Origin of the sequence: Rhodococcus sp. NKCM2511 (genome assembly GCF_014905595.1) — a bacterium.
Taxonomy (GTDB): domain Bacteria; phylum Actinomycetota; class Actinomycetes; order Mycobacteriales; family Mycobacteriaceae; genus Rhodococcoides; species Rhodococcoides fascians.
The window spans coordinates 245811-269239 of sequence record NZ_BNHJ02000002.1; the positions used below are offsets into that span (position 1 = coordinate 245811).

The following is a 23429-nucleotide window of genomic DNA, read 5'->3' on the forward strand; positions in this document are numbered from 1 at the left end:
ATCGGTACGGGTCAGGCCCAGTGCCGGTTGTACGCGCCGGAGAGCTGACGGCTCCTGAAGTCGATGTCGCTTCCGTCGTTGAGCAAGGCGACGGCCATACCGACGAAACCGATTGCTGCTACTACGAACATGGTCATGATTCCCCCAAGAATCGTTGTGGGCCTGCCGCGGCGGTGCCGTGGCCGACGTGTTCCGTAACAGATTGTTACCCGCCGGTAGGGCGATTCCCACCGCTTTGAGGTCGGCGTCACGTGTGTCTGTCGTCACGAGACGCCGGACACATCGAACGTCCAAAATTCAACGGCCACCGACGATCTCGTGCATTTAGTGACCGCGACTATCGACCGCCGGGCACCGCACGCATGTGGGGCTCCTCGGCCACGACCGATCCGATGAAGTCGTCCACCACCTTCACCCGCGCCAACCCCGTCAACTCCCGCGGAATCACCGTCCAGTAGGTGCGTTCGACCGAGACGAGGCCCGGCAGCACCGGAATCAACGTGTCGTCCGGTTCGCCGATGTAGCTGGGCAACGGCGCAATTCCCACGCCGGACCGCGCCGCGATCCACTGGCCGGTGATGTTGTTGGTCTGAATCTGCGCCCGACCGTCGGGCACAATCGAATCCAGGATGCGCAGCGGCGCAACGTCGAGCAGCGCATCCACGTAGGAGATCAGGGTGTGCCCACGCAAACCGTCGACCGAGTCGATCGTCGGCTGCGCAGCCAGGTATCGCTCGGCGGCATAGAGCGCCAGGGTGTAGGTCGCCAATTGCCGCGCAACCACCAACCTGGGCGACGGCCGTTCCAACGTGATGGCAATGTCGAATTCCCTGGTGGCCAACGAGTTGTGCTCGGTGGCGGTGACGAGTTCAATATCCAGATCGGGATGCTTGTCGCGAAGCGCACCCAACTTCGGCGTGAGAACGAAGGCACCGAACCCGTCCGGGGCAGCGATGCGTACCGTCCCTCGCAGCGATCCGGTATCGGATGTCTGATCCTCGAAGGCGGCGATCAGCGTGGACTCGACGGTTTCGGCGTACCCAACCAGCCTTCGCCCCGCCTCGGTCAATCGCCAACCCGTCGGGGTTCGGTCGAAAAGTCGCTGTCCTGCGGACTTTTCGAGTGCCGTGATACGCCGACCGACCGTGGTGTGGTCCACGCCGAGTGTTCGAGACGCGTCGGTCAGACGTCCCGTTCTCGACACTTCGAGGAAATAGCGAAGGTGGTCTGGGTTGAACACTCGTCCAGCCTATCCCCCTGTGCATTTCTGCACGACAATCTGCGATTTTGGCCTTTGACATGTGCATCGATTCGAATGAGACTTGAGACACACCGATGGAAGGAACGAACGTTGACCGACGTCATCTCACACTGGCTCGATGGTAAGACTTTTTCCGGATCTTCCGATCGGACGTCGCCGGTCACCAACCCCGCCACCGGGGAGGTCACCGGCACGCTCACGCTCGCCGATCGGAGCGATGCCCGCGCCGTCATCGACGCCGCCGCAGCTGCCTTTCCCGCGTGGCGCGACACCTCCCTGGCCAAGCGCACCTCGATCCTCTTCTCCTTCCGAGAACTGCTCAACGCGAAGAAGAACGAGCTGGCCGAGATCATCACGGCCGAGCACGGCAAGGTGCTCTCGGACGCCCTCGGCGAGATTTCTCGCGGCCAGGAAGTGGTCGAATTCGCCTGTGGCATAGCCCATCTACTGAAGGGCAGCTACACCGAGAATGCGTCCACCGGAGTGGACGTCTATTCCATTCGTCAGCCGCTCGGGCCGGTGGCCATCATCTCCCCCTTCAATTTCCCTGCCATGGTGCCGATGTGGTTCTTCCCCATCGCCATCGCCGCCGGTAACACCGTCGTGCTCAAGCCATCGGAGAAGGACCCGAGTGCCAGCATCTGGCTCGCGCGGCTCTGGGCCGAAGCAGGCCTGCCCGACGGCGTGTTCAACGTGCTGCAGGGAGACAAGGAGGCCGTCGACGAGTTGCTCGAGAACAAGAAGATCAAGTCGGTCTCCTTCGTCGGATCGACGCCCATCGCTCAGTACGTCTACTCGACAGGCACCGCCAACGGCAAGCGTGTTCAGGCCCTCGGCGGTGCCAAGAACCATGCCGTCGTCCTCCCCGATGCAGATCTCGACCTGGCCGCGGACGCCATGGTCAACGCCGGCTTCGGCTCGGCGGGTGAGCGATGCATGGCCATCTCCGCTCTCGTGGCCGTCGGGAAGATCGCCGACGAGCTCGTCGCCAAGATCGCCGAACGCACTACGCCACTGGTCACCGGCGACGGCACCCGCGGCGCCGACATGGGCCCGCTTGTCACCCGGGTACACCGCGACAAGGTTGCGTCCTATGTCGACGCAGGCGAGGCGTCCGGTGCCACGATCGTCGTCGACGGCCGCACCGTCCAACCCGACGGGGCTGCGGACGGATTCTGGCTCGGCCCCACGCTCGTCGACCATGTGACACCGGACATGAGCATCTACACCGACGAAATCTTCGGTCCTGTGCTCTCGGTCGTGCGTGTGGAGACCTACGACGAAGCCCTCACCCTGATCAACGACAATCCGTACGGCAACGGCACGGCGATCTTCACCAACGACGGCGGGGCGGCGCGGCGTTTCCAGAACGAGGTCGAGGTCGGCATGGTCGGCGTCAATGTGCCGATCCCTGTTCCCATGGCGTACTACAGTTTCGGTGGCTGGAAGAGCAGTTTGTTCGGCGACAGCCACGCTCATGGCACCGAAGGAGTGCACTTCTTCACGCGAGGCAAAGCCGTCACCAGTCGCTGGCTCGATCCCAGCCACGGCGGTATCGATCTCGGCTTTCCTGCAAACAACTGAGTTCTACAAAGCCCATGTGCGTGGAAACTCGTAGCCCACTACGAAGTTCCACGCACATGGAGATACCGCGAAGGAGCACTCCATGGTTGCCAATATCTCTTTCCCACGTTTTCTGAAACTCGGCGGCGGTGCTGTCGAGGAGCTGGGTACGGTACTGACCGACCTGGCCGTATCTCGTCCCCTACTCGTCACCGATGCGTTCATGGCAGGCAACGGTTCGGCCGATCGACTGATGACGATCATGACCGAGGCCGGTAAGTCGCCTGCGCTGTTCTCCGGCACCGTGCCCGATCCGACGACGGATTCGCTGATCGCCGGTCTCGAAGCAGTGCAGCAGCATTCGGCCGATTCCATCATCGGGTTCGGCGGCGGCAGTCCGATGGACACGGCCAAAGCGCTGGCCATACTCGCTGTGCAGGGCGGGACGATGCGGGACTTCAAAGCTCCGGTGCTCTCCACCGGTCCGGCGCTTCCGATCATCGCGATTCCTACTACCGCGGGAAGTGGTTCGGAGGCAACGCAGTTCACCATCATCACCGACGTGGCTTCGGACGAGAAGATGCTGTGCCCCGGCCTGTCATTTCTGCCGATCGCATCGATCATCGACTTCGAGCTGACGATGTCGATGCCGGCACGTCTGACCGCCGATACCGGCGTCGACGCTCTGACTCACGCCATCGAGGCGTATGTCAGCAAGAAAGCTAACCCCATCTCCGACGGCTTGGCGCTCAGCGCAATTCGCACCATCGGAACGTCGCTGCTGCGGGCGTATCGAGACGGTGACGACCGGCAGGCACGCGAGGCCATGATGCATGCGTCCACCCAGGCGGGAATGGCGTTCTCCAACGCCAGCGTCTGTCTGGTCCACGGGATGAGTCGACCGATCGGCGCGCATTTCCATGTCGCACACGGACTGTCCAATGCGATGCTCTTGCCTGCCGTCACAGCCTTCTCCATCGGCGGAGCCCAGTCCCGCTACGCCGATTGCGCCCGCGCCCTCGGTGCGGCATCGGAAGCCGATTCGGACGCGGTTGCCGGAGGCAAGTTGCAGGACGCCATCGTCATGCTGTGTCGTGAGGTCGAAGTTCCCACTCCGGAGACGTTCGGCATCGACAAGTCGACGTGGGACGACATGTTGCCGCTGATGGCCGAGCAGGCTCTCGCGTCCGGCAGCCCCGGTAACAATCCGGTCGTTCCGACGGCGGAGCAGATCGTCGATCTGTACCGCCAGGTGTATGCCGGGATCTAGGCCGAGTCACCGGATACGCGGGCGGCAACCTTGTCGCGCCGCGTGTTTCGGCGTTGAACGATGATTCCGCCGATCACCGTCACTGCCGCCAGCACGGCCGAGAGCAGGATGGACGATCGCTGCTCGGGTCGCACGACCATCATGACGAGGACGAAGACGATGAATCCGATGGCCAAATAGGTGAGCCACGGGTAGAGCCACATCAGAACGGCCGGGCGTTCGCCGTCGCGATCGAGTTGGCGACGCAGCACCAGTTGACTGCTGGCGATGGCCAGGTAGACGAACAGAGCCACGGCACCGGTCGTCGCGAGCAGGTAGGTGAAGAGCTTCTCGGGAAGAATGTAGTTTCCGACCACGGCAAGGAAGCCGAGAACCATCGAGGCGATGACGGCAACCCACGGCACCCCGTTGGCGGTGATTTTCTTGACTGCGCGCGGCGCATCGCCACGATCACCGAGCGAGTAGAGCATGCGGGAGGCGGTGTAAAGCGCCGAATTCAGGCACGACGCCACGGCGGTCAGAATGACGATGTCCATGATGGTCTCCGCGTGAGGAATTCCCATCTTGGACAACACATACTGGTAGGAGCCGGTTGCCGGGTCCAATTCGTTCCAGGGGACGAGCGCGACGATGACGAAGATCGATCCGAAGTAGAAGATCGAGATACGCCAGATCACCGAGTTGGTGGCGCGGGTGATCCCCTTTGCGGGGTCCTTGGATTCGGCTGCAGCGATGGTGACGATCTCGGATCCCATGAACGAGAACATCGTCGTCAGCATGGCTGCGATCACCGCACCGAAGCCGAGCGGCATGAAGCCGCCGGAGGCCCACAATTGGTCCACGCCACTGACTTCGGAGTTCGGCAGCCAGCCCAGGATGGCCGCGATGCCGAGACCGATGAACGCGACGATGGCCACGACCTTCACCAACGCGAACCAGAACTCGAACTCGCCGTAATTGCCGACGCTGATCAGGTTGGTCGCGGTGAGCGCGACGACGATGATCAGGGCCCACATCCATTGGGCACCGCCCAGCCAGTTGGTGAGGATGGCGGCAGCGGCGGTCGCCTCGACGGGGATCACCAACACCCAGAACCACCAGTACAGCCATCCGACGGAGAAGCCGGCCCAATGTCCCAGTGCCCGGGTCGCATACGTCGAGAACGAACCGGTGTCGGGGTTGGCGGTGGCCATTTCCCCGAGCATGCGCATCACCAGGATGACGAGGAGTCCGGCGAAGAAGTAGGCCAGCAACACCGCAGGTCCTGCGGTGGCGATGGCGTTGGCGGAGCCGACGAACAGTCCGGCACCGATCACTCCGGCTATCGAGATCATCGTCACGTGCCGCGGTTTGAGACTGGTTCCCAGTCCGTGCTCTCCGGTATCTGGCTTATCCGTAATTGCCATTTCAACAGTTCAGCACAAGGTCGGGCCCTCCGCAGCAGGTGACCGAATTGTCCAGACAAGCAGTAGTACAAATGGCGGGCTTACGCGCGGCCTCTGCCGGGCATACTGACGACATGACTGTCGATGTTGGGCGCACCACGGACTCGATCACCATTGTCGGCGCGGGTATCGCGGGTGCCGCCTGTGCCCGAGTACTGCGCGCGGCGGGCGTCCCGTTCCGCATCGTCGATCGAGGACGTGCCCCGGGCGGGCGGATGTCATCCCCCGAGCTGCACGGGCGTCGTGTCGATCTGGGTGCCGGTTACTTCACCGTCCGCGATCAGGATTTCGCGACAGTCGTGGCCGACTGGGAGTCGAGGGGCCTCGCGCGCCAGTGGGCCAACACCTTCGGCATCCTCAAGCCCGATACCGCGCCGTGCACCACCACCGGCCCGGTTCGATGGGCCACCCCGAACGGACTCCGTTCTCTGGTGCGAGACTTGCTGGCAGACTTCGACATCGAAGGTGCCTCCGAGTTGACCGACCTACCCGACGGCCACGTCGTGGTTGCGATGCCCGATCCTCAAGCGACTCGACTGACCACGGTCCCCGACGCAGTCGATTACGAACCGGTCATCGCGGTGGCATGTGGATTCGACGGGTTGGATGTGCCGTTCCGCGACGCGGCCTTCGTCAACGATCATCCCGATATCGCGTTCGTTGTCGACGACGGTGCCCGGCGGGGTGACGGTGCGCCCGTGCTGGTGGTTCACACGACCCCCGAGCGGGCACAGCAGCACCTCGCCGATCCCGACGCAGTGATCGCCCCGGTCCTCGACGCGCTACGCGAACTGTCGGTAATTTCCACGGCACCCAACTGGACGCATGCCCATCGCTGGACGTTCGCAAAGCCTGCGGCGCAACATGATTCCACCTTTGCGCTCGAACGCCGGGACGGGCGGCTCGTCGGATTCACAGGCGATCAATGGTGTGAATCCGGCGCGCCCAGGGTGGAAAGCGCATGGCGATCGGGCACGGATCTGGGTACGGAACTGGTTGGTCGGCTCCAGAGCTGACGCCGTCACACCTCAGCTGATGAAGGTCACCGTCTCACTCAACGGTGCACGGCTGGTGCGGAATCCGTTGATCGGGTGGCTCTCGTCGGGGTAGCCGAACGAGATGCCGGCTACCACCCTGCGGGTATCCGGGATATCGAACCATTCGTGGACGAATGGCGAGTACGCGGCGAGCGCGGCCTGAGCTATCGCGCCGAGCCCGAGACTCTGCGCGCCCAGCAGGAACGTCTGCAGATACAGCCCGCAGTCGACGGCACCGTAGACACCCAGGTCCGCATCGGTGGTGATGATTGCCGCGTGCGGGGCGTCGAACAGCTCGAAATTGCGAATGAACTGACGCGTCGTCGCCTCGGTGTCGGACTTGACCACGCCGATGCTCTCGTAGAGCGCGCCGCCGCACTCACGTCGTCGAGCCCGATGCAGGGCGTTGTAGTTGGCCGGAAACGGGAAGTCCGGCTGCGGAACCCCGGACGCCACATGCTCGACCAACGCCTCGGAGAACTTACGGGTGGCGTCGCCTTCGGTGACAATGACCTGCCACGACTGAGTGTTGGACCAGGAGGGTGTACGCCGGGCGGCAGAGAGCAGTTGCTCGAGCACATCGCGCGAAACCTGCTTGGGCAGGAATTGCCGGCACGAGTAGCGCTCGTCGAGAAGTTCGGTCAGTGCTTCGTACCGGGTCACGTCGGATCCGCCTCGTATCAGTGCCGTCGGGTGCAGATCGAACGTAGCACCACCGCTGTGCCCGACGGTCCGCTGTCGGACCGTCGGGTGCGAGGCCGTTACTGAAGTGGCAGGAGGATGTCCTTCACCCGCGGGTCGGTGGCGAGGAACTCCTGGACCGCAGGGTCCTTGAACGCGGCGACGAGGTTCTTGATGTTGTCGCTGTCCGCCCACCGGCTACCGATCGTGAGCTGGCCGGCGAACTCGTCCGGCGCAGGCGGCGCGAAGATCTGCTTCTCGACGGGAATTCCGGCCGCGAGGTAGTACTCCGTATAGCCCACTGCTGCATCGAGATCCGGCAGTGCCCGCGATTGCGCGGCGAAGTCCAGCAACGTGAACTTCAGGTTCTTCGGGTTTCCGACGATGTCCTTCTGCGTGGCCGTCGACTTGTCGACCGCGGGGTCGAGGGTGATCAGACCGGCTCGCTCGAGTACCCACAGACCCTGTGCTCTATGTGCACAGCCACCTCGTCATCGCTGACCGAGCGCGACGTGTGGTCGGTCGGCCATCCGACCAAATTCGGCGATCCGTCCGTGATCGAGTCGGTCCACCGAATCAGCAGCTCGCAGTACAACATTTGTCTCGTGTGTGACGAACGATGGATTCGGATTCAGGCCAGAGGTGACCTCGTCGAGACCAAAAACCAGAGCAGCTACAGCGACGTCGCCAAGACCTCGAGGTGCGACTCGATCGAACCGAACATCAGCTCGTTACTCTTCGCGCGGCGGAAGTACCTGTGCAAGGGGTGTTCCCACGTGAACCCGATGCCACCGTGCACTTGGATGGACTCCTCCGCAGCGAACACTGACGCCCTACTCGCGAGGACCCGCGCAGTGGCTACCGCGTTCACGAACTCGTCTTGTCGGCGGTCCTCGGCAGCGTTGGCGGCGTCCAGAACAGCAGCCTCGGCCAACTCGATCGCGATCAGCATGTCCGCGAGTCTGTGCTTGATCGATTGGAACGATCCGATGGCCCGACCGAACTGCTGTCGAGTCTTGGCGTACTCGACCGACATTTCGAGGCATGCACGAGCTGCGCCCACTTGTTCGGCCGCAACGCTAGCCAGCAGGAGGGTCTGCGCACGCGCCAATCCGAACAGCAAGTTCTTTCCTCCCGCACGGCGTGCACGGACGCCGTCGAGCTCGACGCGGGCAAGTTCCCGGGTGAAGTCCAACGCCTCCAATGGGGTTCGTGAGACACCGGGCGCGTCACCGGACACGACGGCGAGCTCGAGGCCGTCTGGGCCACTAGCGACAATGACAAGAAGGTCCGCGGTGGTGCCGTCGATCACGAAGTCCTGTCGGCCCGACAGAACGAGGTCGTCACCGTCGGCGAGTGCCGAGATTCCGCTCGTCGTCAACGGGTAGCCTGCCACGAGTGCGGCCGTCACAGATCCGCTCGCCATGCCTGGAACATGCTGTGCGCACACGGAATCGGTAGCTCCCTCGATCAGTACCGAACCGGCCGCCGCGACCGAGGAAAGGTACGGAACGCCTGCAAGTGATCGTCCGAGTTCGGTCATCACCACCATGATTTCCTTGGCTCCGTATCCGGCACCGCCCCATCGTTCTGGGAACGGGATCTCGCAGACTCCGAGCGAGACGAGTGCCGGCCAGAGGGTATCGGTGCGCTTGGTCAGCAGTCCGCGAAGACTGTCCCGCAGTTCCTTCTGCTCGGATGTCAGTTCGAGTGCCATGTGCTGTGCTCCTACCGCGGTTCTCTGGGCAAACCAAGCCCGCGCTCGCCAATGATGTTGCGTTGTATCTCGTCGGACCCGCCTGCGATTCGGTATCCAGGAGCGCCCAGCAGATGTTCCGTCCACGCAAACGTGTCGGATTCACCGGTGTCGGCCAGAATCGAACGCCCAAGTAGGCTCGCCGCGGCGTCGCCGATGCGCTTCAGGCTCTGTGTCCACACCAGCTTTCCGATGGACCCTTCGACACCCGGTATGTGGCCGGCTTGTTCACGTTCCGCGTAGCGCGCCACCATCAGTGCCGACGCCCGCTCGTAGACTGCCACGTTGGCGAGCCTCTGCCGTACCAACGGCTCGTCGTGGATGCTCAGGCGACGAGCCAACCTGAGCAGATCTGTTCCGCTGCCTCCCGCGCTGACGATGCCTGCACTCGAGCTTCGTTCGAACCCGAGAGTGGTCAAGGCGACGTTCCACCCCTGGCCCTCGTCGCCGAGTCGCATCGAATCGTCGAGTTGTACGTCGGTCAAAAACACTTCGTTGAAGGTCGACCCTCCGGACATCTGTCGAATCGGGCGGATCTCGACGCCCGGAGCATTCATCGGCACCATGAACGCGGTCATTCCGCGATGCTTCGCTGCGGCACTGTCACTGCGCGCGATCAGAAGTCCCCACTCGGAGAATTGAGCACCCGAGCTCCACACCTTTTGCCCATTGATCGTCCAGTTATCTCCGTGTCTGACGGCCTTCGTCGACAGGCCGGCCAGATCGGAGCCTGCGCCAGGTTCGGAGAACAACTGGCAGCACAGTTCGGTGGCCCTTAGAAACGGGGTGATGAACTTTGCGCGTTGATCCTCGGTTCCGAGAAGATGGATCGTCGGTGCTACCAGTTCGACTGTTACCAAAACGTTTTCGTGACGCTCGGGCGCGCGGAATGCACGCTCGCGTGATAGGTACACCCGGTCGTGGCTCGCCGACAGTCCAGCGCCGCCCCATTCTGGGGACCACGTGATGGCACCGTAACCTGCATCCACTCGGGTGGACTGCCAGGCCTTGGCGGCTTCGATCAGCGCGCGTTCCTCGTCCTCGCTGCGGTTGTGGAAAACCGCATAGCTCGGTTCGGGTGCCTTGTCACCCGCCGCGGTGCCGAGATGGCTTTCCAACCAGGCTGAGGCGGCCGCGTCGAACTCGTCCAATCCGACGGTTGTGTCGAGGTTCGTGCTCACTTGTCCGCCTTCGCTACCATCTCTGCCACTGTCTTTTCGATCGCGGTCTTGGAATCGGGGTGTTCGGACAACCGAACTGTGAAGGTCTGTTCCAACTCGTAGCCACGCTTGAGGTCGAGGCCCTCGCAACCGTTGAGAGATTGCTTCGCCAGCATGATGGCGTACCTACTCTTCGCGGCGATCGACCGCGCCCGCGCGAATGCGAAGTCGATGAGGCTCTCGTGCGGTACCACTTCGATCGGAGCGCCCCAGGACTGGAGCGTGGCAGCATCGACGGCCTCGGCCGTGAAAAACATCCGACGCATCGCCTGCTGCGGCAGCATTCTCGCCGTGAAGCGGCCGCCGCCGAGGACTCCCACGTTCATTTCGGGAAGCCCGAATGTCGCCTTTTCGGAGGCGACGACGAGGTCGCATGCCGCCGTCAACCCGAAACCGCTTCCCAGCGCGGGACCGTTGATGGCACCGATGACCGGTACCGAGCAGTCGATCACGTTGAAAATCGCCCGCCTGACGCCGCGCATCTGGACCTCGCCGCTGGTGGCGTCCATCGTACGGAATTCGTTCAGATCGTTTCCAGCGCAGAAGGTCCGGCCACGGCCGGTCAGAACGGCCACCTTGATGTCGGCGTCGTCGGACAGGGCGTCGAACACCGATGCGATCTGCTCGTACATCGACGAGTCGAGTGCGTTCACCTTGCCCCGCGCGAGCTCGACCACCGCGATGCCTGGCTCGGGTACGGTGACCGTAATCCCCTCGACCACTACGTTCCTCACTTTTCGTCACTCGCCGTGACAGTCATCTCGGCCATAGGCGGCGGGATCACGGACCTATCACGCGTCCAATCCCGAAGCGCGAACTTCTGGATCTTTCCGCTGGCCGTCTTGGGGAGCGAATCGACGACGAACACGCTTTCGGGGATTTTCTGGATCGCGACCTCACGGCCCGAAAGGAAGTCGTACACCTGTCGCAGGCTGAGCCCGTGCGCGTCCCGGGTGACGACAAAGGCACATCCGCGCTCACCCGTTCGCGGATCCGGACCTGCAACCACGGCCACTTCCAGTACGTCGGGATGCTCGCTCAGCAGGTTCTCTACGTCGTGGGTACTTATCTTTTCACCGGAACGGTTGATGATGTCCTTGATCCGCCCTACGATGTGCAACCCGCCCTCGCTGTCGGTGGTGGCGAGATCACCAGAACGGAAGAAGCCGTCGGGGGTAAAAGCTGCGTCGTTGAGTGAACTGTCTAAATAGCCAAGGAAGGTATCCGGGCCACGCCAAAGCACTTCACCGACGACACCGGGCTCCGCGACACCTGCACCGTCGACGGAGACGATCACCTCGGTCGGTGTCATCGGTCGCCCGTCGGACTGCATTCGCAGCCGATCGGTGTCCCATCGGTCGGTACACGACACCGACGGGCCCTCCGTAGCACCGAACATACGCACCACTGTGCCCAGTCGAGTCGTCGCGGCCGCGGTGAGAGCATCGGGGATGTCGGCGCCTCCACAGACGATGTAGCGGATCGACGGCGTCGAAACAGCCGAAGCATCCGCCGCGTCGAGTAGCCCCCGAAGGAACGGCGTCGAAAAGATCATGAAACTAGCACCCTCGGAAACGATGCGCTCCATCGCGACAGAAGGATCCCAGATCTCCTGGAGGACGACAGGAGCCCCGAGCAGAAACGGCAGGGTGAGAGCACAGTTCACCCCGGTTACATGGGTCACCGGGGATGGATTGAACACCACGTCTCGTTCGTTGAGACCGAACCAATCGATGATGGATTGGTTCTCGTAGACGAGTGTATTGTGGCTGTGCAGTACACCTTTCGGATCGGCTGTGGTGCCCGAGGTATAGAGAAGCAGGCACACGCTGTCCGCGTCGGGTTCAGCGTTGCCGGCCAAGCCGTCGGGTGTTGCCTCGTCCAGCAGAGCTGCCCACGATTCGCCGCCTACGACGACCACCTCGACGTCGATACCCAGGTCCCGATACATGGCCTCGTAGTCGAATCCCCGGTAGGTCGACGGCACGAAGACCATGGCGCTGCGAGCTTGGCCGAGAATGAAGCGAACTTCCCGGCCACGATAGATAGGCACGATCGGGTTGGCGACGGCTCCCAACTTCATGAGTGCCTGAAAAACGATCACGGCCTCGGCGCAGTTGGGCAACTGAAACGACACGACACTGTCTGCCCCGATCCCCCGGCCTCGCAATGCGCTCGCCAACACGTTCACCTGTTGTTCAACGTCCGAGAACGTGAGCCTTCGGTGTCCGTCGACAACAGCGAGCGCGTTCGGAAATCTGCGTGCAGCCCGGGTCAAGAAATAGCCGACCGGCTTGTCCTGCCAATGGCCGCCAGCGCGAAACGACTGCGCTACAGCCTAAATGGGCAATCGGGTCGGAAACATTGAGACCTCCGGAACATGGAGCAGCGAACTGCATCCGACCCATCGTAGCTAAATGTGTCAAATATGTACAGATTTGTCGCGCGTCACATTTTCGGCCGCTCGATAAGGTGAGATTCCGTCGACGCCGAATCCGTTAGGACGCCCATGAGCGAAGAACAGCACAGACCCCGACTCGGCCGCCCCCAGAAGATGTCCGAAAAGGTGGCGAACGTGATCGCGGACGACATTCTCGGCGGTGGCATCGTCGCCGGCCAAAGGCTGCCCACCGAAAAGGAGATGGTCGCGGAATACGGAGTAGCTCGAACTACCGTCCGCGAGGCACTCCGCCTATTGGAGAGCCGAGGACTGGTGACCATCAAAGCCGGCATCGGCGGCGGTCCAGTGGCGTGCCGCCCGCAGTACGCATCCCTCGGCAACACGATGAAACTGTTTCTTCAGCTCGAAGGCGCGAATATCAGCGATGTCATCGACGTTCGCCTGACTTTGGAACCCATCGTGGCAGCACAGGCCGCAACCAGCGTCACCGACGATCAACTGGACACGATGCAGTCAGCGCTCGACAGCATGCGCGCCGATCCAAGCGACTACGCAAACTTCCAGAGCAACAATGCGACGTTTCAGACCACGATCTACAGGGCGGCGGGGAACCCCGCATTTCGGATCGTCATGGAAGCTCTGTGGCTGCTCGTGCGCGACGCCGAACCGTCCGAACATCCGATGGCAACCAGGAAGGCTGCCATCGCGGCGCAGCAAAAGATTCTGGACGCCCTTCGGCTTCACGATGCCGACGGCGCATCTGCGGCCATGAGCGTCTTCGTCCATGACACTGCGCTCTACTACCGAAAGCGGTTGGCCTCGATTATTTCTCGTCCGGTTCACTGGCAGCTTTGAAATCCACGGCCCGTTCAAAACCTGTTCACATTTGACATGTTTGGAGTTAGGGTGTGATCGCGCACACTCCAAAGGCCGCAATATCCACGGCGACGACGGTGCGCTCTACGCCACTCACACAGAACCGGAGCCGATCGTGGCCACATCTCGCACACTCGAGCAGACCCGACGCCGCGGCGTAATCGCTGCAGCCGTCGGCACCATCGTCGAGTATTACGACCTGACCGTGTACGCCTATCTCGCCGTCGTGGTCAGCCCGCTATTCTTCCCCGGGGACGATCCCACGGCGTCGCTGCTCAAAAGCTTGGCCGTATTCGCTTCGGCCTACCTAATGCGCCCGATCGGCGGAATCTTCTTCGGACGTCTCGGAGATCGGCACGGACGCAAGCGCGCCCTGTTGATTTCGGTTCTTCTGATGGGTGTCGGCAGCGCGTTGATGGCGTTTCTCCCAACCTACGAGAGCGCAGGAGTCCTTGCGCCCATTCTGTTGGTGATTGCGCGTCTGGTACAGGGCTTTTCGGCCGGCGGAGAGCTGGGCGGCGCACTGACCTACGTCTACGAGACCGTTGGGGAGAAACGAAAAGGCCTGGGTGCCTCGTTCGTTGCGCTAGGCAGCAACAGCGGCTTCGCTCTGGCGGCTATCGCCGTGGCAACAACGTCTGCGTTCACTTCCGATGCTCAGATGACGAACTGGGGGTGGAGGATTCCGTTCCTACTCGGAGTTCCCCTCGTCCTGTTCTGCTTGTGGACGCGTAGTCGTATCGAGGACACTCCCGAGTTCGAGAGGGCAGCGAACGACAACAAGCTCGCCAAAGCGCCGCTGGGAGATCTGCTGCGTACGCACCCCAAGCAGGTGCTTCAGGTCTTCGGCCTCGGAGTCGCGCAGAACGCAACCGGGTACATGGTGCTCACCTACATAGGAATTCATCTCGTCCGCGAGGGCGGCTACAGTCAGACAGCGGTCACGTGGACAGCTGCACTCGTCATCGTTCTCGTGGCACTGTCGATGCCGATCGCAGGATTGTTCGTCGACAAGTTCGGCAGCATCCGCGTACTGATCACCGGGCTACTCGCATCCGCAATTCTCGCCTACCCCGCGATGGTGATGATGGGGGATCACGGACTGTTCGTCGCAGCAATAGCTTTCGCGTTCTTCGCGTTCGGCACCCCGCTGATCCAGACCGCTACCGCTCCCCTGTTTCCGTCGCTGTTTGACGCCCGGGTACGGCTGACGGGTGTCGCTCTCGGCTTCAACGTCGCAACCATCGCTACCGGCGGTACAGCTGCTTACATCGCGACGTGGCTCATCGATCGCACCGGCAACTCGGTGTCTCCGGCGTATTTCGTCGTCGGCTCTTGCATCGTTGGATTGGTCACCGTGGCCACCATCCGCACCAAGACATACTCAGGTTCGAGAGCCGAGAGGCGGGAAGCCGCCTCCGTCGGCAACTGAAAATCAAGAGACTCAAAAATGACAAATGGCCTCACTCGCTTCTACGAGTGAGGCCATCTGTTTTCCGTGGGCGCAGAGGGGTTCGAACCCCCGACCGCTGGTGTGTAAAACCAGAGCTCTACCGCTGAGCTATACGCCCGAGTACCGGTGGCCTGGGGACATCCCCGGGCCACCGGAACGCTTGGAGAAATTTATCGTGTCTGCTGTCTAACTACAATTCCGCAGGTCAGCTTACCTGTGCGAGTGCCTCAGCCCACGATGAACTGTCTCGGGCTTCCCCGGGACCGTTCATTTCGGCGAATCTGATGATTCCGGACTTGTCGACCACGAAGGTTCCACGATTGGCGAATCCTGCGCTGTCGTTGAACACGCCGTACGCCTGAGCCACTTCACCGTGTGGCCAGAAGTCGGACAGCAGCGGAAAGGTGTAACCCTGCTCTGCTGCCCAGATCTTGTGGGTCGGAGGCGGACCCACCGAGATCGCCAGGATCGCGGTGTCGTCGTTCTCGAATGTCGGTAGCTCGTCGCGCACTCGGCACAGCTCGCCCTGGCACGTTCCGGTGAAGGCCAGTGGATAGAACACGAGCAGAACGTTCTTCACGTCCCGGTACGACGACAACGTGACCAATTGGTTGTTCTGGTCTTTGAGGGTGAAGTCGGGCGCAACAGCGCCAACCTCGATCGGCATCTAGAACCGTCTTCCTGTGTCGAGCATGGGCCTACCGCTTGCTGGCAGGGGTCTTGGGCTGAACCAATCGACTTCCGATCCAGTCACCGAGATTGGCCGCAGAGGTCTGCGTCAATCCGGCTGTCGGAGCGGACTCGGCAATCTCGCTGGGCTCCACATGACCGGACATGCCGGTCTTGGGGCTGAGGACCCACACGATTCCATCGTCCGAGAGCGGACCGATGGCATCCATGAGTGCATCGACCAGGTCACCGTCTCCGTCGCGCCACCACAGCAGTACGACATCGATCACCTCGTCGGAATCCTCGTCGAGGGTCTCGCCACCGATCGCATCTTCTACGTCGGCGCGCAGATCATCGTCGGTGTCCTCGTCCCAGCCCAGCTCTTGAACGACCATGTCGCGAGTGATGCCAAGTTTCTGAGCGTAGTTCTGAGCGTCCGCCGCGGCGACCACGGTGGTGACCTCCTTGAATTGTGGGTGCAGTAGACAAAGCGAACAGGGTCGAAGCCGTTCGCGCAAGCTGACCGCGCCGAAATTGCGTACATAAATTTCTACTGGTGGGTATCGGACCTCTGTACTACCAGAACCGACGAGATGCGGCAGGATTGGGGAGGAATCACGAGAACGAGGAATGTAGATCGCCGTCACAGGGGCGAGCTACCGGACCGGGCGCCACACCGAGCGTCCGCCACATTGAGGAGTGCACACGTTGTCCGAAGTGAACAGCGGCGAACGGCAGAACACATCGTCTGCAGGCAAGAAGGGCTCGGACGGCCGGGTCCGCGTCATCCGTGAGGGTGTCGCGTCGTACCTGCCCGATATCGACAACGACGAGACCAACGAATGGATCGAGTCGTTCGACGGCTTGCTGGAGAGGTCCGGACCCAACCGCGCTCGCTACCTGATGCTCAGGTTGCTCGAGCGCGCCGGTGAGCGCCGCGTTGCGCTCCCGTCGCTGACATCGACGGACTACGTCAACACGATTCCCACCGAGAACGAGCCGTGGTTCCCCGGCGACGAGTCGATGGAACGCCGCTACCGAGCCTGGATCCGCTGGAATGCCGCGATCATGGTGCACCGCGCACAGCGTCCGGGCGTCGGCGTCGGTGGCCACATCTCGACCTACGCGTCGTCGGCTGCGCTGTACGAGGTCGGCTTCAACCACTTCTTCCGCGGCAAGGATCACCCGGGCGGCGGCGACCACATCTTCATTCAGGGCCACGCCTCCCCCGGCATCTACGCCCGCGCCTTCCTCGAAGGCCGCATCCCGGCCGAGCGGATGGACGGCTTCCGTCAGGAAGCGAGCCACGTGAACGAGGGCGGCGGACTGCCGTCCTACCCGCACCCCCGGCTGATGCAGGACTTCTGGGAGTTCCCGACGGTGTCGATGGGCCTCGGTCCGATGAACGCCATCTACCAGGCGCGCTTCAACCACTACTTGAACGACCGCGGCATCAAGGACACCTCCGACCAGCACGTCTGGGCGTATCTCGGCGACGGCGAGATGGACGAGCCGGAATCGCGTGGACTCGCACACGTGGCTGCGACCGAAGGCCTCGACAACCTCACGTTCGTCGTCAACTGCAACCTGCAGCGTCTCGACGGCCCGGTGCGCGGTAACGGCAAGATCATCCAGGAACTGGAGTCGTTCTTCCGCGGTGCCGGCTGGAACGTCATCAAGGTCGTGTGGGGCCGCGAGTGGGACTCGCTGCTGCACAAGGACCGCGACGGCGCACTGGTGAACCTCATGAACACCACGCCCGACGGCGACTTCCAGACCTACAAGGCCAACGACGGCAGCTACGTCCGCGATCACTTCTTCGGCCGCGACCCGCGAACGAAGGAGCTCGTCAAGGATCTCTCGGACGACGAGATCTGGAACCTCAAGCGCGGCGGCCACGACTACCGCAAGGTGCACGCTGCCTACGCAGCTGCGATGTCGCACAAGGGCCAGCCGACGGTCATCCTGGCGCACACCATCAAGGGCTACACCCTGGGCAAGCACTTCGAGGGCCGTAATGCCACGCACCAGATGAAGAAGCTGACGCTCGACGATCTCAAGACGTTCCGCGATCTCCAGCACATCCCGATCTCCGACGAGGAGCTCGAGAAGGATCCGTACATGCCGCCGTACTACCACCCCGGTGCGGACGCTCCCGAGATCCAGTACATGCTCGATCGTCGTAGCAAGCTCGGCGGATTCGTCCCCGAGCGCCGCGTCGACGTCAAGCCACTGCCGCAGCCCGGCGACGACACCTACAAGACGCTTCGCAAGGGCTCGGGCAAGCAGGAAGTCGCCACCACCATGGCGCTCGTGCGCGTCATGAAGGAGCTGTTGCGAGACAAGGAGATCGGCCACCGAATCGTGCCGATCATTCCCGACGAGGCCCGCACGTTCGGTATGGACTCGTGGTTCCCGTCGCTGAAGATCTACAACCGCAACGGCCAGCTGTACACCTCGGTCGACTCGGAACTGATGCTCGCCTACAAGGAGAGCTCGGTCGGTCAGATCCTGCACGAGGGCATCAACGAGGCAGGCTCCACGTCGTCGTTCACCGCGGTCGGTACCTCGTACGCGACGCACGGCGAGGTCATGATCCCGCTGTACATCTTCTACTCGATGTTCGGCTTCCAGCGCACCGGCGACGGTCTCTGGGCTGCAGCAGACCAGATGGCCCGCGGGTTCGTGCTCGGTGCCACGGCAGGACGCACCACGCTGACCGGTGAGGGTCTCCAGCACGCCGACGGTCACTCGCTACTTCTGGCGTCGACCAACCCGGCAGCGGTGGCGTACGACCCGGCGTTCTCGTACGAGATCGCGCACATCGTCAAGGACGGTCTGCGACGGATGTACGGCGGCACCGAAGGTGTCGAGGGCTTCGGCGGGGAGAACATCTTCTACTACATCACCCTGTACAACGAGCCGTACGTACAGCCGGCCGAGCCCGAGAACCTCGACGTCGAGGGGCTGCTCAAGGGCATCTACCGGTTCGCAGAACCGCAGGAGGGCGACGGACCCGAGGCACAGCTGCTCGCGTCCGGCGTCGGCATCGTCTCGGCCCGCAAGGCACGTGAATTGCTGTTCGAGGAGTGGGGCGTTCGTTCGGCCGTGTGGTCCGTCACCTCGTGGGGCGAACTGCGCCGCGACGGCGTCGAGGCCGAGAAGGAGTCGCTGCGTAACCCGGGTGCCGACAAGCGCGTTCCGTTCGTCACCTCGGCTCTGGCCTCTGCCAACGGCCCGGTCATCGCGTCCTCCGACTGGATGCGCGCCGTGCCGGATCAGATCCGCCAGTGGGTTCCGGGCGACTACGTCACCCTCGGAACCGACGGCTTCGGCTTCTCCGACACCCGACCGGCTGCACGACGGGTGTTCAACGTCGATGCCGAGTCCATCGTCGTCGCCACACTGTCCGCTCTCGCGGCATCGGGCGAGATCGACAAGTCCAAGGCTGTCGAGGCTGCCGAAAAGTACAAGATCGACGACGTCACCGCAGCTCCGACGTCGTACGCCGACACCGGCTCGGCGTAGGTCTTCGCCGTGATCGGCCGACCCCCGTTCCACCTCGCAACGAGTGTCCAGCGCGAGGTGGGCGGGGGTCGGGCGTAGGTTCTCCTTATGTCCGATGCGAAACCCGATTCACCGGACAGTTCGTCCGCGCGTGATGTCTCCCGGCGCGACGCTTACCGTGAAGCGTTGCGTGAGTCGTTGGCTCGTGACTCCCCGGCCCGTGACTCCCCCACCCGTGATTCGCTCACGACCGACAACGAGGTCCACCTTCCGGTCAACTCGTTGGCCCCTTCGCGCCAGAAGCGCGACCCTTTGCCCGACGCCCTGTTGCGACGCGTCAAACAGTTCTCCGGCCGCCTGTCGACCGAGGCAGTGACCACGATGCAGGGCCAGTTGCCGTTCTTCGGCGACCTCGACGCCGCCCAGCGGGCCAGCGTCCAGCTGCTGATCCAGACGGCCGTCGACAACTTTCTCGAATGGCTCAAGAATCCGAACAGCGACATTCGATTCAGCCTCGACGCCTTCCAGGTGATCCCGCAAGACCTTGCCCGACGCCTCACGCTGCGTCAGACCGTCGACATGGTTCGGGTGGCGATGGAGTTCTTCGAGCAGTGGCTCCCCGCGCTCGCGCGCAACGACCAGCAGTTGGTCGCGCTGACCGAGGCCGTGCTGCGGTACGGCCGCGAGCTGGGGTTCGCCGCGGCGTCCGTGTACGCCAGTGCAGCCGAGTCACGAGGGGCGTGGGACACCCGCCTCGAAGCCCTCGTCGTCGACGCCGTCGTCCGCGGCGATACAGGATCGGACATGCTCTCCCGTGCTGCCACTTTGAACTGGGACGCCACTGCGCCCGCGACGGTATTGGTGGGGACTCCCCCGGAAGACCGCGGCGTGTCCGTGGTGGGCACCGTGCACTCCGTCGCTCAGAAGCACGGTCGAGCTGCGTTGGCGGTGGTTCAGGGGACCCGATTGGTGATGGTGGTCAGTGGCCAGCTCGACGACACCGCGGCGCATCACGCGTTCATCGACGACATGTTGCAGAACTTCTCCGACGGCCCGGTCGTCATCGGTCCCACCACTCGCACGCTGGGCGCAGCGCACTCGAGCGCGGTGGAAGCCTTTGCCGGCATGCAGGCCGTGGCGGGCTGGCGGGGCGCGCCGCGTCCGGTGCACGCCGGCGAGTTGCTACCCGAACGAGCGCTGCTGAACGACGGGGCGGCCATCTCGGCTCTCAACGATCATGTCGTCGTGCCATTGGCCGCGGCAGGTTCGGGTTTGGCCGACACGCTCGATGCGTATCTCGACTGCGGCGGTGCCGTGGAAACCTGCGCTCGGCAGCTGTTTGTTCATCCAAATACCGTCCGGTATCGGCTCAAGCGCATCGCCGAGGTGACCGGTCGTGATCCCACTCACCCGCGCGATGCGTACGTCCTTCGGGTCGCGGCAACGGTAGGTAGGTTGGCTCGAACGCATCACGAACCGACATATCCAGCCCCATATGTCACACAAGTCACATTTGGTGAGGTGGTCACGTAACGCCGAACCGCCTTCCGGCGATAGCGGGTCTCCACGAGGCAATTTGTAGGGTTCCCACAAATTGCTTGTCGAGAGTTCATCGAGCGCGACATCACTCATCGAGGGCCCGACAGTGTTCTCTTAACCCTGTGATTGCGTTGCTTGCGCCCGGTCAGGGCTCCCAGACTCCCGGCATGCTGCTGCCTTGGCTCGAAATCCCGGGCGCGGCCGATCGGCTGGCGCTGTGGTCCAAGGCCTCCGGCCTGGATCTCGTGCGACTCGGCACCACCGCCACCGCCGAGGAAATCACCGACACTGCGGTGACTCAGCCACTGGTGGTGGCGTCGGCCCTACTGGCCTTCGAGGAAATCGCCTCGCGTGGACTGTTCCCCGATGACGCCATCGTGGCCGGCCACTCGGTCGGCGAGCTCGCGGCTGCAGCCATTGCCGGCGTGATCTCCTCCGACGACGCGGTATCTCTGGCGGCGGTGCGCGGTGCTGCGATGGCCAAGGCCTGCGCCCTCGAACCGACCGGCATGTCCGCCGTGCTCGGCGGCGACGAAGCCGCAGTTCTGGCCCGGCTGGAAGAACTCGATCTCGCCCCGGCCAACGTCAACGCAGCCGGTCAGATCGTTGCTGCAGGTCTGCTGACGAAGCTGGCAGAACTGGCCGAAAGCGCACCCGAGAAGGCGCGGGTCCGGGCACTTCCGGTCGCAGGTGCCTTCCACACCAAGTACATGGCATCGGCAGGCGACACTGTCGCCGCGGCCGCAGCCGCCATCACCCCGTCCGAGCCGACGCACACCTTGCTGTCCAACTCGGACGGTCAGCCGGTCGCATCGGGTGCCGATGCGCTCACCAAACTTGCCGCCCAGGTCACCCGCCCCGTGCGGTGGGATCTGTGCAGCGCATACCTGCGTACCGCGCAGGTCACCGGACTTGCGGAGCTGCCCCCGGCAGGCGCACTGGTCGGCATCGCCAAGCGTGAACTGCGCGGCGTGCCCAACCTCGGCCTGAAGACACCGGCGGACATCTCCGCATTGGCCGAGCTCGGATAGCTCGGTCACCTTCACACCGCAGTCTCGGTACTGCGGATCGACTTCCACTCCCCGAGTGGCAGAAATGCACAACCGCGTCTCGAAGCACATGACTTCGGCGTTCGACACAGAAGAGAAGGGAGCCACAACAGTGGCCAGCCAGGAAGACCTCATCGCCGGACTTGCAGAGATCATCGAGGAGGTCACGGGCATCGAACCGTCCGAGGTGACCATCGAGAAGTCCTTCGTGGACGACCTCGATATCGACTCGCTCTCCATGGTCGAGATCGCAGTGCAGACCGAGGACAAGTACGGCGTGAAGATCCCCGACGAAGACCTCGCAGGTCTGCGCACCGTCGGCGACGCCGTCAACTACATCCAGAAGCTCGAAGCGGAGAACCCCGAAGCCGCAGAAGCTATCAAGGCCAAGCTCGACGACTCCGCGAGCGAGTGACACGACCCATGACCAACCCATCCACCGCCAACGGACGCTTCCCCAGTGTCGTCGTCACCAGCCTTGCTGCGACCACGTCACTCGCGGGTGACGTCGATGCCACGTGGAAGGGTCTGCTGAACGGCGAAAGCGGAATCGGCACTCTGGAAGACGATTTCGTCACCGAGTACGACCTGCCCGTGCGGATCGGCGGACACCTCGCGGTGAACCCGCAGAGTCTGCTCTCGCGGGTCGAGATCCGTCGCCTGAGCTACGTGGAGCAGTTGTCCACGGTGCTCGGTCGTGAGGTCTGGAAGAACGCCGGCTCGCCCGACGTCGATCCCCTCCGCCTCGGCGTGTCGATTGGTACCGGACTCGGTGGCGGCGATTCTCTCATCGACGCCAACGACAAGATGAAGGCCGGCGGCTACCGCAAGGTGTCCCCGCTCGCCGTTCAGATGGTCATGCCGAACGGCCCAGCAGCGGTCGTCGGGCTCGAGCTCAAAGCACAAGCCGGCGTCATCACGCCCGTCTCCGCCTGCTCCTCGGGATCGGAAGCCATTGCGCATGCATGGCGGATGATCGTGATGGGCGACGCGGACATGGTCGTCACCGGCGGCGTCGAGGGATACATCGACGCGGTTCCGATCGCCAGCTTCTCCATGATGCGGGCGATGAGCACCAACAACGACAACCCGAAGGGTGCGTCACGTCCGTTCGACAAGGATCGTGACGGCTTCGTCTTCGGTGAAGCGGGTGCGCTCATGGTCATCGAGACCGAGGAGCACGCCAAGGCACGCGGCGCAACGATCCACGCCCGCCTGCTCGGTGCCGGAATCACCTCGGACGGGTTCCACCTCGTGGCCCCCGACCCCGAGGGCAAGGGTGCCGCGCGTGCGATGCAGCGCGCCATCGAGACCGCAGGCCTGCAGAAGTCCGACATCACCCACGTGAACGCCCACGCAACGGCAACTCCCATCGGAGACACCGCCGAAGCGCTGGCGATCAACAAGGCAGTCGGAAATCACGCAGCGGTGTACGCACCGAAATCCGCTCTGGGCCACTCGATCGGCGCTGTCGGCGCCCTCGAGTCGGTACTGACGGTGCTGGCAGTGCGAGAGGGAATCATCCCTCCCACACTGAATTTGGAGAACCAGGATCCCGAAATCGATCTCGATGTCGTCAAGGGCGAGCCCCGCGTCGGACAGATCGACTACGCGATCAACAACTCGTTCGGATTCGGTGGGCACAACGTAGCGCTCGCCTTCGGTAAGGCGTGATCCGCTGAGTCGACTTCTCGACTCAGCG

Annotated in this window: 20 protein-coding genes, 1 tRNA gene and 1 pseudogene; 10 read left to right on the plus strand and 12 right to left on the minus strand. The window is 63.1% G+C overall.

All coding sequences use genetic code 11. From position 1 onward, the window contains the following. Positions 1-11: 11 nt before the first annotated feature. The gene (locus JLZ96_RS25135) at positions 12-137 is read right to left on the minus strand and encodes a hypothetical protein (RefSeq protein ID WP_268963056.1); all 126 of its coding nucleotides are present in this window, start codon (positions 135-137) and stop codon (positions 12-14) included. Between the two features lie 200 nt (positions 138-337). Then, a complete protein-coding gene (locus JLZ96_RS17755) occupies positions 338-1240 on the minus strand; it encodes a LysR family transcriptional regulator (RefSeq protein WP_027497432.1) in 903 nt (300 codons plus the stop codon). Positions 1241-1315: 75 nt separating this feature from the next. On the opposite strand from JLZ96_RS17755, the gene JLZ96_RS17760 reads away from it, so the two are divergent. Further along, on the plus strand, positions 1316-2845 hold the full coding sequence (locus tag JLZ96_RS17760; RefSeq protein ID WP_201010864.1) for a CoA-acylating methylmalonate-semialdehyde dehydrogenase: 1530 nt from the start codon (positions 1316-1318) through the stop codon (positions 2843-2845). Between the two features lie 82 nt (positions 2846-2927). Then, a complete protein-coding gene (locus JLZ96_RS17765) occupies positions 2928-4094 on the plus strand; it encodes an iron-containing alcohol dehydrogenase (protein WP_201010865.1) in 1167 nt (388 codons plus the stop codon). Here JLZ96_RS17765 and JLZ96_RS17770 read toward each other — a convergent pair. Then, positions 4091-5500, minus strand: a complete 1410-nt coding sequence (locus tag JLZ96_RS17770) for an amino acid permease (protein WP_032382782.1) — start codon at positions 5498-5500, stop codon at positions 4091-4093. The genes JLZ96_RS17765 and JLZ96_RS17770 overlap by 4 nt on opposite strands. A 113-nt stretch (positions 5501-5613) precedes the next feature. On the opposite strand from JLZ96_RS17770, the gene JLZ96_RS17775 reads away from it, so the two are divergent. After that, a complete protein-coding gene (locus JLZ96_RS17775; protein WP_201010866.1) occupies positions 5614-6555 on the plus strand; it encodes an NAD(P)/FAD-dependent oxidoreductase in 942 nt (313 codons plus the stop codon). A gap of 12 nt (positions 6556-6567) precedes the next feature. Here the strand turns inward: JLZ96_RS17775 and JLZ96_RS17780 are convergent, their stop codons facing one another. From JLZ96_RS17780 to JLZ96_RS17805, 6 genes and pseudogenes are all read right to left on the minus strand, one after another. Then, the gene (locus JLZ96_RS17780; protein ID WP_201010867.1) at positions 6568-7239 is read right to left on the minus strand and encodes a nitroreductase; all 672 of its coding nucleotides are present in this window, start codon (positions 7237-7239) and stop codon (positions 6568-6570) included. A gap of 98 nt (positions 7240-7337) precedes the next feature. Beyond that, positions 7338-7736: pseudogene (locus tag JLZ96_RS17785) on the minus strand (MetQ/NlpA family ABC transporter substrate-binding protein); the annotation flags it as partial. Positions 7737-7930: 194 nt separating this feature from the next. Further along, the gene (locus JLZ96_RS17790) at positions 7931-8974 is read right to left on the minus strand and encodes an acyl-CoA dehydrogenase family protein (RefSeq protein WP_201010868.1); all 1044 of its coding nucleotides are present in this window, start codon (positions 8972-8974) and stop codon (positions 7931-7933) included. An 11-nt stretch (positions 8975-8985) separates the two neighbouring features. After that, positions 8986-10194 carry an acyl-CoA dehydrogenase family protein gene (locus tag JLZ96_RS17795; protein WP_201010869.1) on the minus strand — a complete coding sequence of 403 codons (1209 nt, stop codon included), beginning with the start codon at positions 10192-10194 and terminating at the stop codon, positions 8986-8988. Continuing rightward, positions 10191-10955: an enoyl-CoA hydratase-related protein gene (locus tag JLZ96_RS17800; RefSeq protein ID WP_032384605.1), complete on the minus strand. Its 765-nt coding sequence runs from the start codon at positions 10953-10955 to the stop codon at positions 10191-10193. Before JLZ96_RS17800 ends, JLZ96_RS17795 begins: the two co-directional genes overlap by 4 nt. Before the next feature lie 8 nt (positions 10956-10963). Beyond that, entirely contained in the window at positions 10964-12511 is a 1548-nt protein-coding gene (locus JLZ96_RS17805) for an AMP-binding protein (RefSeq protein WP_236254141.1), read from the minus strand. 231 nt (positions 12512-12742) lie between these two features. Here JLZ96_RS17805 and JLZ96_RS17810 point away from each other — a divergent pair, with 231 nt between their 5' ends. After that, positions 12743-13489: a FadR/GntR family transcriptional regulator gene (locus tag JLZ96_RS17810; protein WP_032384603.1), complete on the plus strand. Its 747-nt coding sequence runs from the start codon at positions 12743-12745 to the stop codon at positions 13487-13489. Positions 13490-13625: 136 nt separating this feature from the next. Continuing rightward, the gene (locus JLZ96_RS17815) at positions 13626-14942 is read left to right on the plus strand and encodes an MFS transporter (RefSeq protein ID WP_230590995.1); all 1317 of its coding nucleotides are present in this window, start codon (positions 13626-13628) and stop codon (positions 14940-14942) included. Positions 14943-15009: 67 nt separating this feature from the next. Here JLZ96_RS17815 and JLZ96_RS17820 read toward each other — a convergent pair. The 3 genes from JLZ96_RS17820 to JLZ96_RS17830 form a co-directional block, all read right to left on the minus strand. Next, positions 15010-15081, minus strand: a tRNA-Val gene (locus JLZ96_RS17820). Between the two features lie 87 nt (positions 15082-15168). Further along, on the minus strand, positions 15169-15630 hold the full coding sequence (locus JLZ96_RS17825; RefSeq protein WP_027497443.1) for a peroxiredoxin: 462 nt from the start codon (positions 15628-15630) through the stop codon (positions 15169-15171). A 31-nt stretch (positions 15631-15661) separates the two neighbouring features. Beyond that, complete coding sequence (locus JLZ96_RS17830; RefSeq protein WP_027497444.1) at positions 15662-16084, minus strand: DUF3052 domain-containing protein; 423 nt, start codon at positions 16082-16084, stop codon at positions 15662-15664. A 256-nt stretch (positions 16085-16340) separates the two neighbouring features. Between JLZ96_RS17830 and aceE the strand changes: the two genes are divergently transcribed. From aceE to JLZ96_RS17855, 5 genes are all read left to right on the plus strand, one after another. Beyond that, positions 16341-19160, plus strand: coding sequence for a pyruvate dehydrogenase (acetyl-transferring), homodimeric type (gene aceE, locus JLZ96_RS17835; protein WP_201010870.1), 2820 nt, complete (start codon positions 16341-16343; stop codon positions 19158-19160). 87 nt (positions 19161-19247) lie between these two features. Then, on the plus strand, positions 19248-20672 hold the full coding sequence (locus JLZ96_RS17840) for a CdaR family transcriptional regulator (RefSeq protein WP_228139233.1): 1425 nt from the start codon (positions 19248-19250) through the stop codon (positions 20670-20672). A 128-nt stretch (positions 20673-20800) separates the two neighbouring features. Continuing rightward, the gene (locus JLZ96_RS17845) at positions 20801-21709 is read left to right on the plus strand and encodes an ACP S-malonyltransferase (RefSeq protein ID WP_032382776.1); all 909 of its coding nucleotides are present in this window, start codon (positions 20801-20803) and stop codon (positions 21707-21709) included. 88 nt (positions 21710-21797) lie between these two features. Then, a complete protein-coding gene (acpM, locus tag JLZ96_RS17850; protein ID WP_045841363.1) occupies positions 21798-22142 on the plus strand; it encodes a meromycolate extension acyl carrier protein AcpM in 345 nt (114 codons plus the stop codon). Positions 22143-22150: 8 nt separating this feature from the next. Continuing rightward, positions 22151-23401 (plus strand): KasA/KasB family beta-ketoacyl-ACP synthase, encoded by a 1251-nt coding sequence (locus JLZ96_RS17855; RefSeq protein ID WP_027497449.1) that lies wholly within the window; start codon positions 22151-22153, stop codon positions 23399-23401. Positions 23402-23429 lie beyond the last annotated feature (28 nt).

Coding starts and splice junctions, on each gene's coding strand:
- JLZ96_RS17770 (WP_032382782.1), bottom strand. CDS start 5,500: ATGGCAATTACGGATAAGCCAGATACCGGAGAGCACGGACTGGGAACC.
- JLZ96_RS17775 (WP_201010866.1), top strand. CDS start 5,614: ATGACTGTCGATGTTGGGCGCACCACGGACTCGATCACCATTGTCGGC.
- JLZ96_RS17760 (WP_201010864.1), top strand. CDS start 1,316: ATGAGACTTGAGACACACCGATGGAAGGAACGAACGTTGACCGACGTC.
- JLZ96_RS17840 (WP_228139233.1), top strand. CDS start 19,248: ATGTCCGATGCGAAACCCGATTCACCGGACAGTTCGTCCGCGCGTGAT.
- JLZ96_RS17855 (WP_027497449.1), top strand. CDS start 22,151: ATGACCAACCCATCCACCGCCAACGGACGCTTCCCCAGTGTCGTCGTC.
- JLZ96_RS17790 (WP_201010868.1), bottom strand. CDS start 8,974: ATGGCACTCGAACTGACATCCGAGCAGAAGGAACTGCGGGACAGTCTT.
- JLZ96_RS17825 (WP_027497443.1), bottom strand. CDS start 15,630: ATGCCGATCGAGGTTGGCGCTGTTGCGCCCGACTTCACCCTCAAAGAC.
- JLZ96_RS17765 (WP_201010865.1), top strand. CDS start 2,928: ATGGTTGCCAATATCTCTTTCCCACGTTTTCTGAAACTCGGCGGCGGT.
- JLZ96_RS25135 (WP_268963056.1), bottom strand. CDS start 137: ATGACCATGTTCGTAGTAGCAGCAATCGGTTTCGTCGGTATGGCCGTC.
- JLZ96_RS17810 (WP_032384603.1), top strand. CDS start 12,743: ATGAGCGAAGAACAGCACAGACCCCGACTCGGCCGCCCCCAGAAGATG.
- acpM (WP_045841363.1), top strand. CDS start 21,798: ATGACTTCGGCGTTCGACACAGAAGAGAAGGGAGCCACAACAGTGGCC.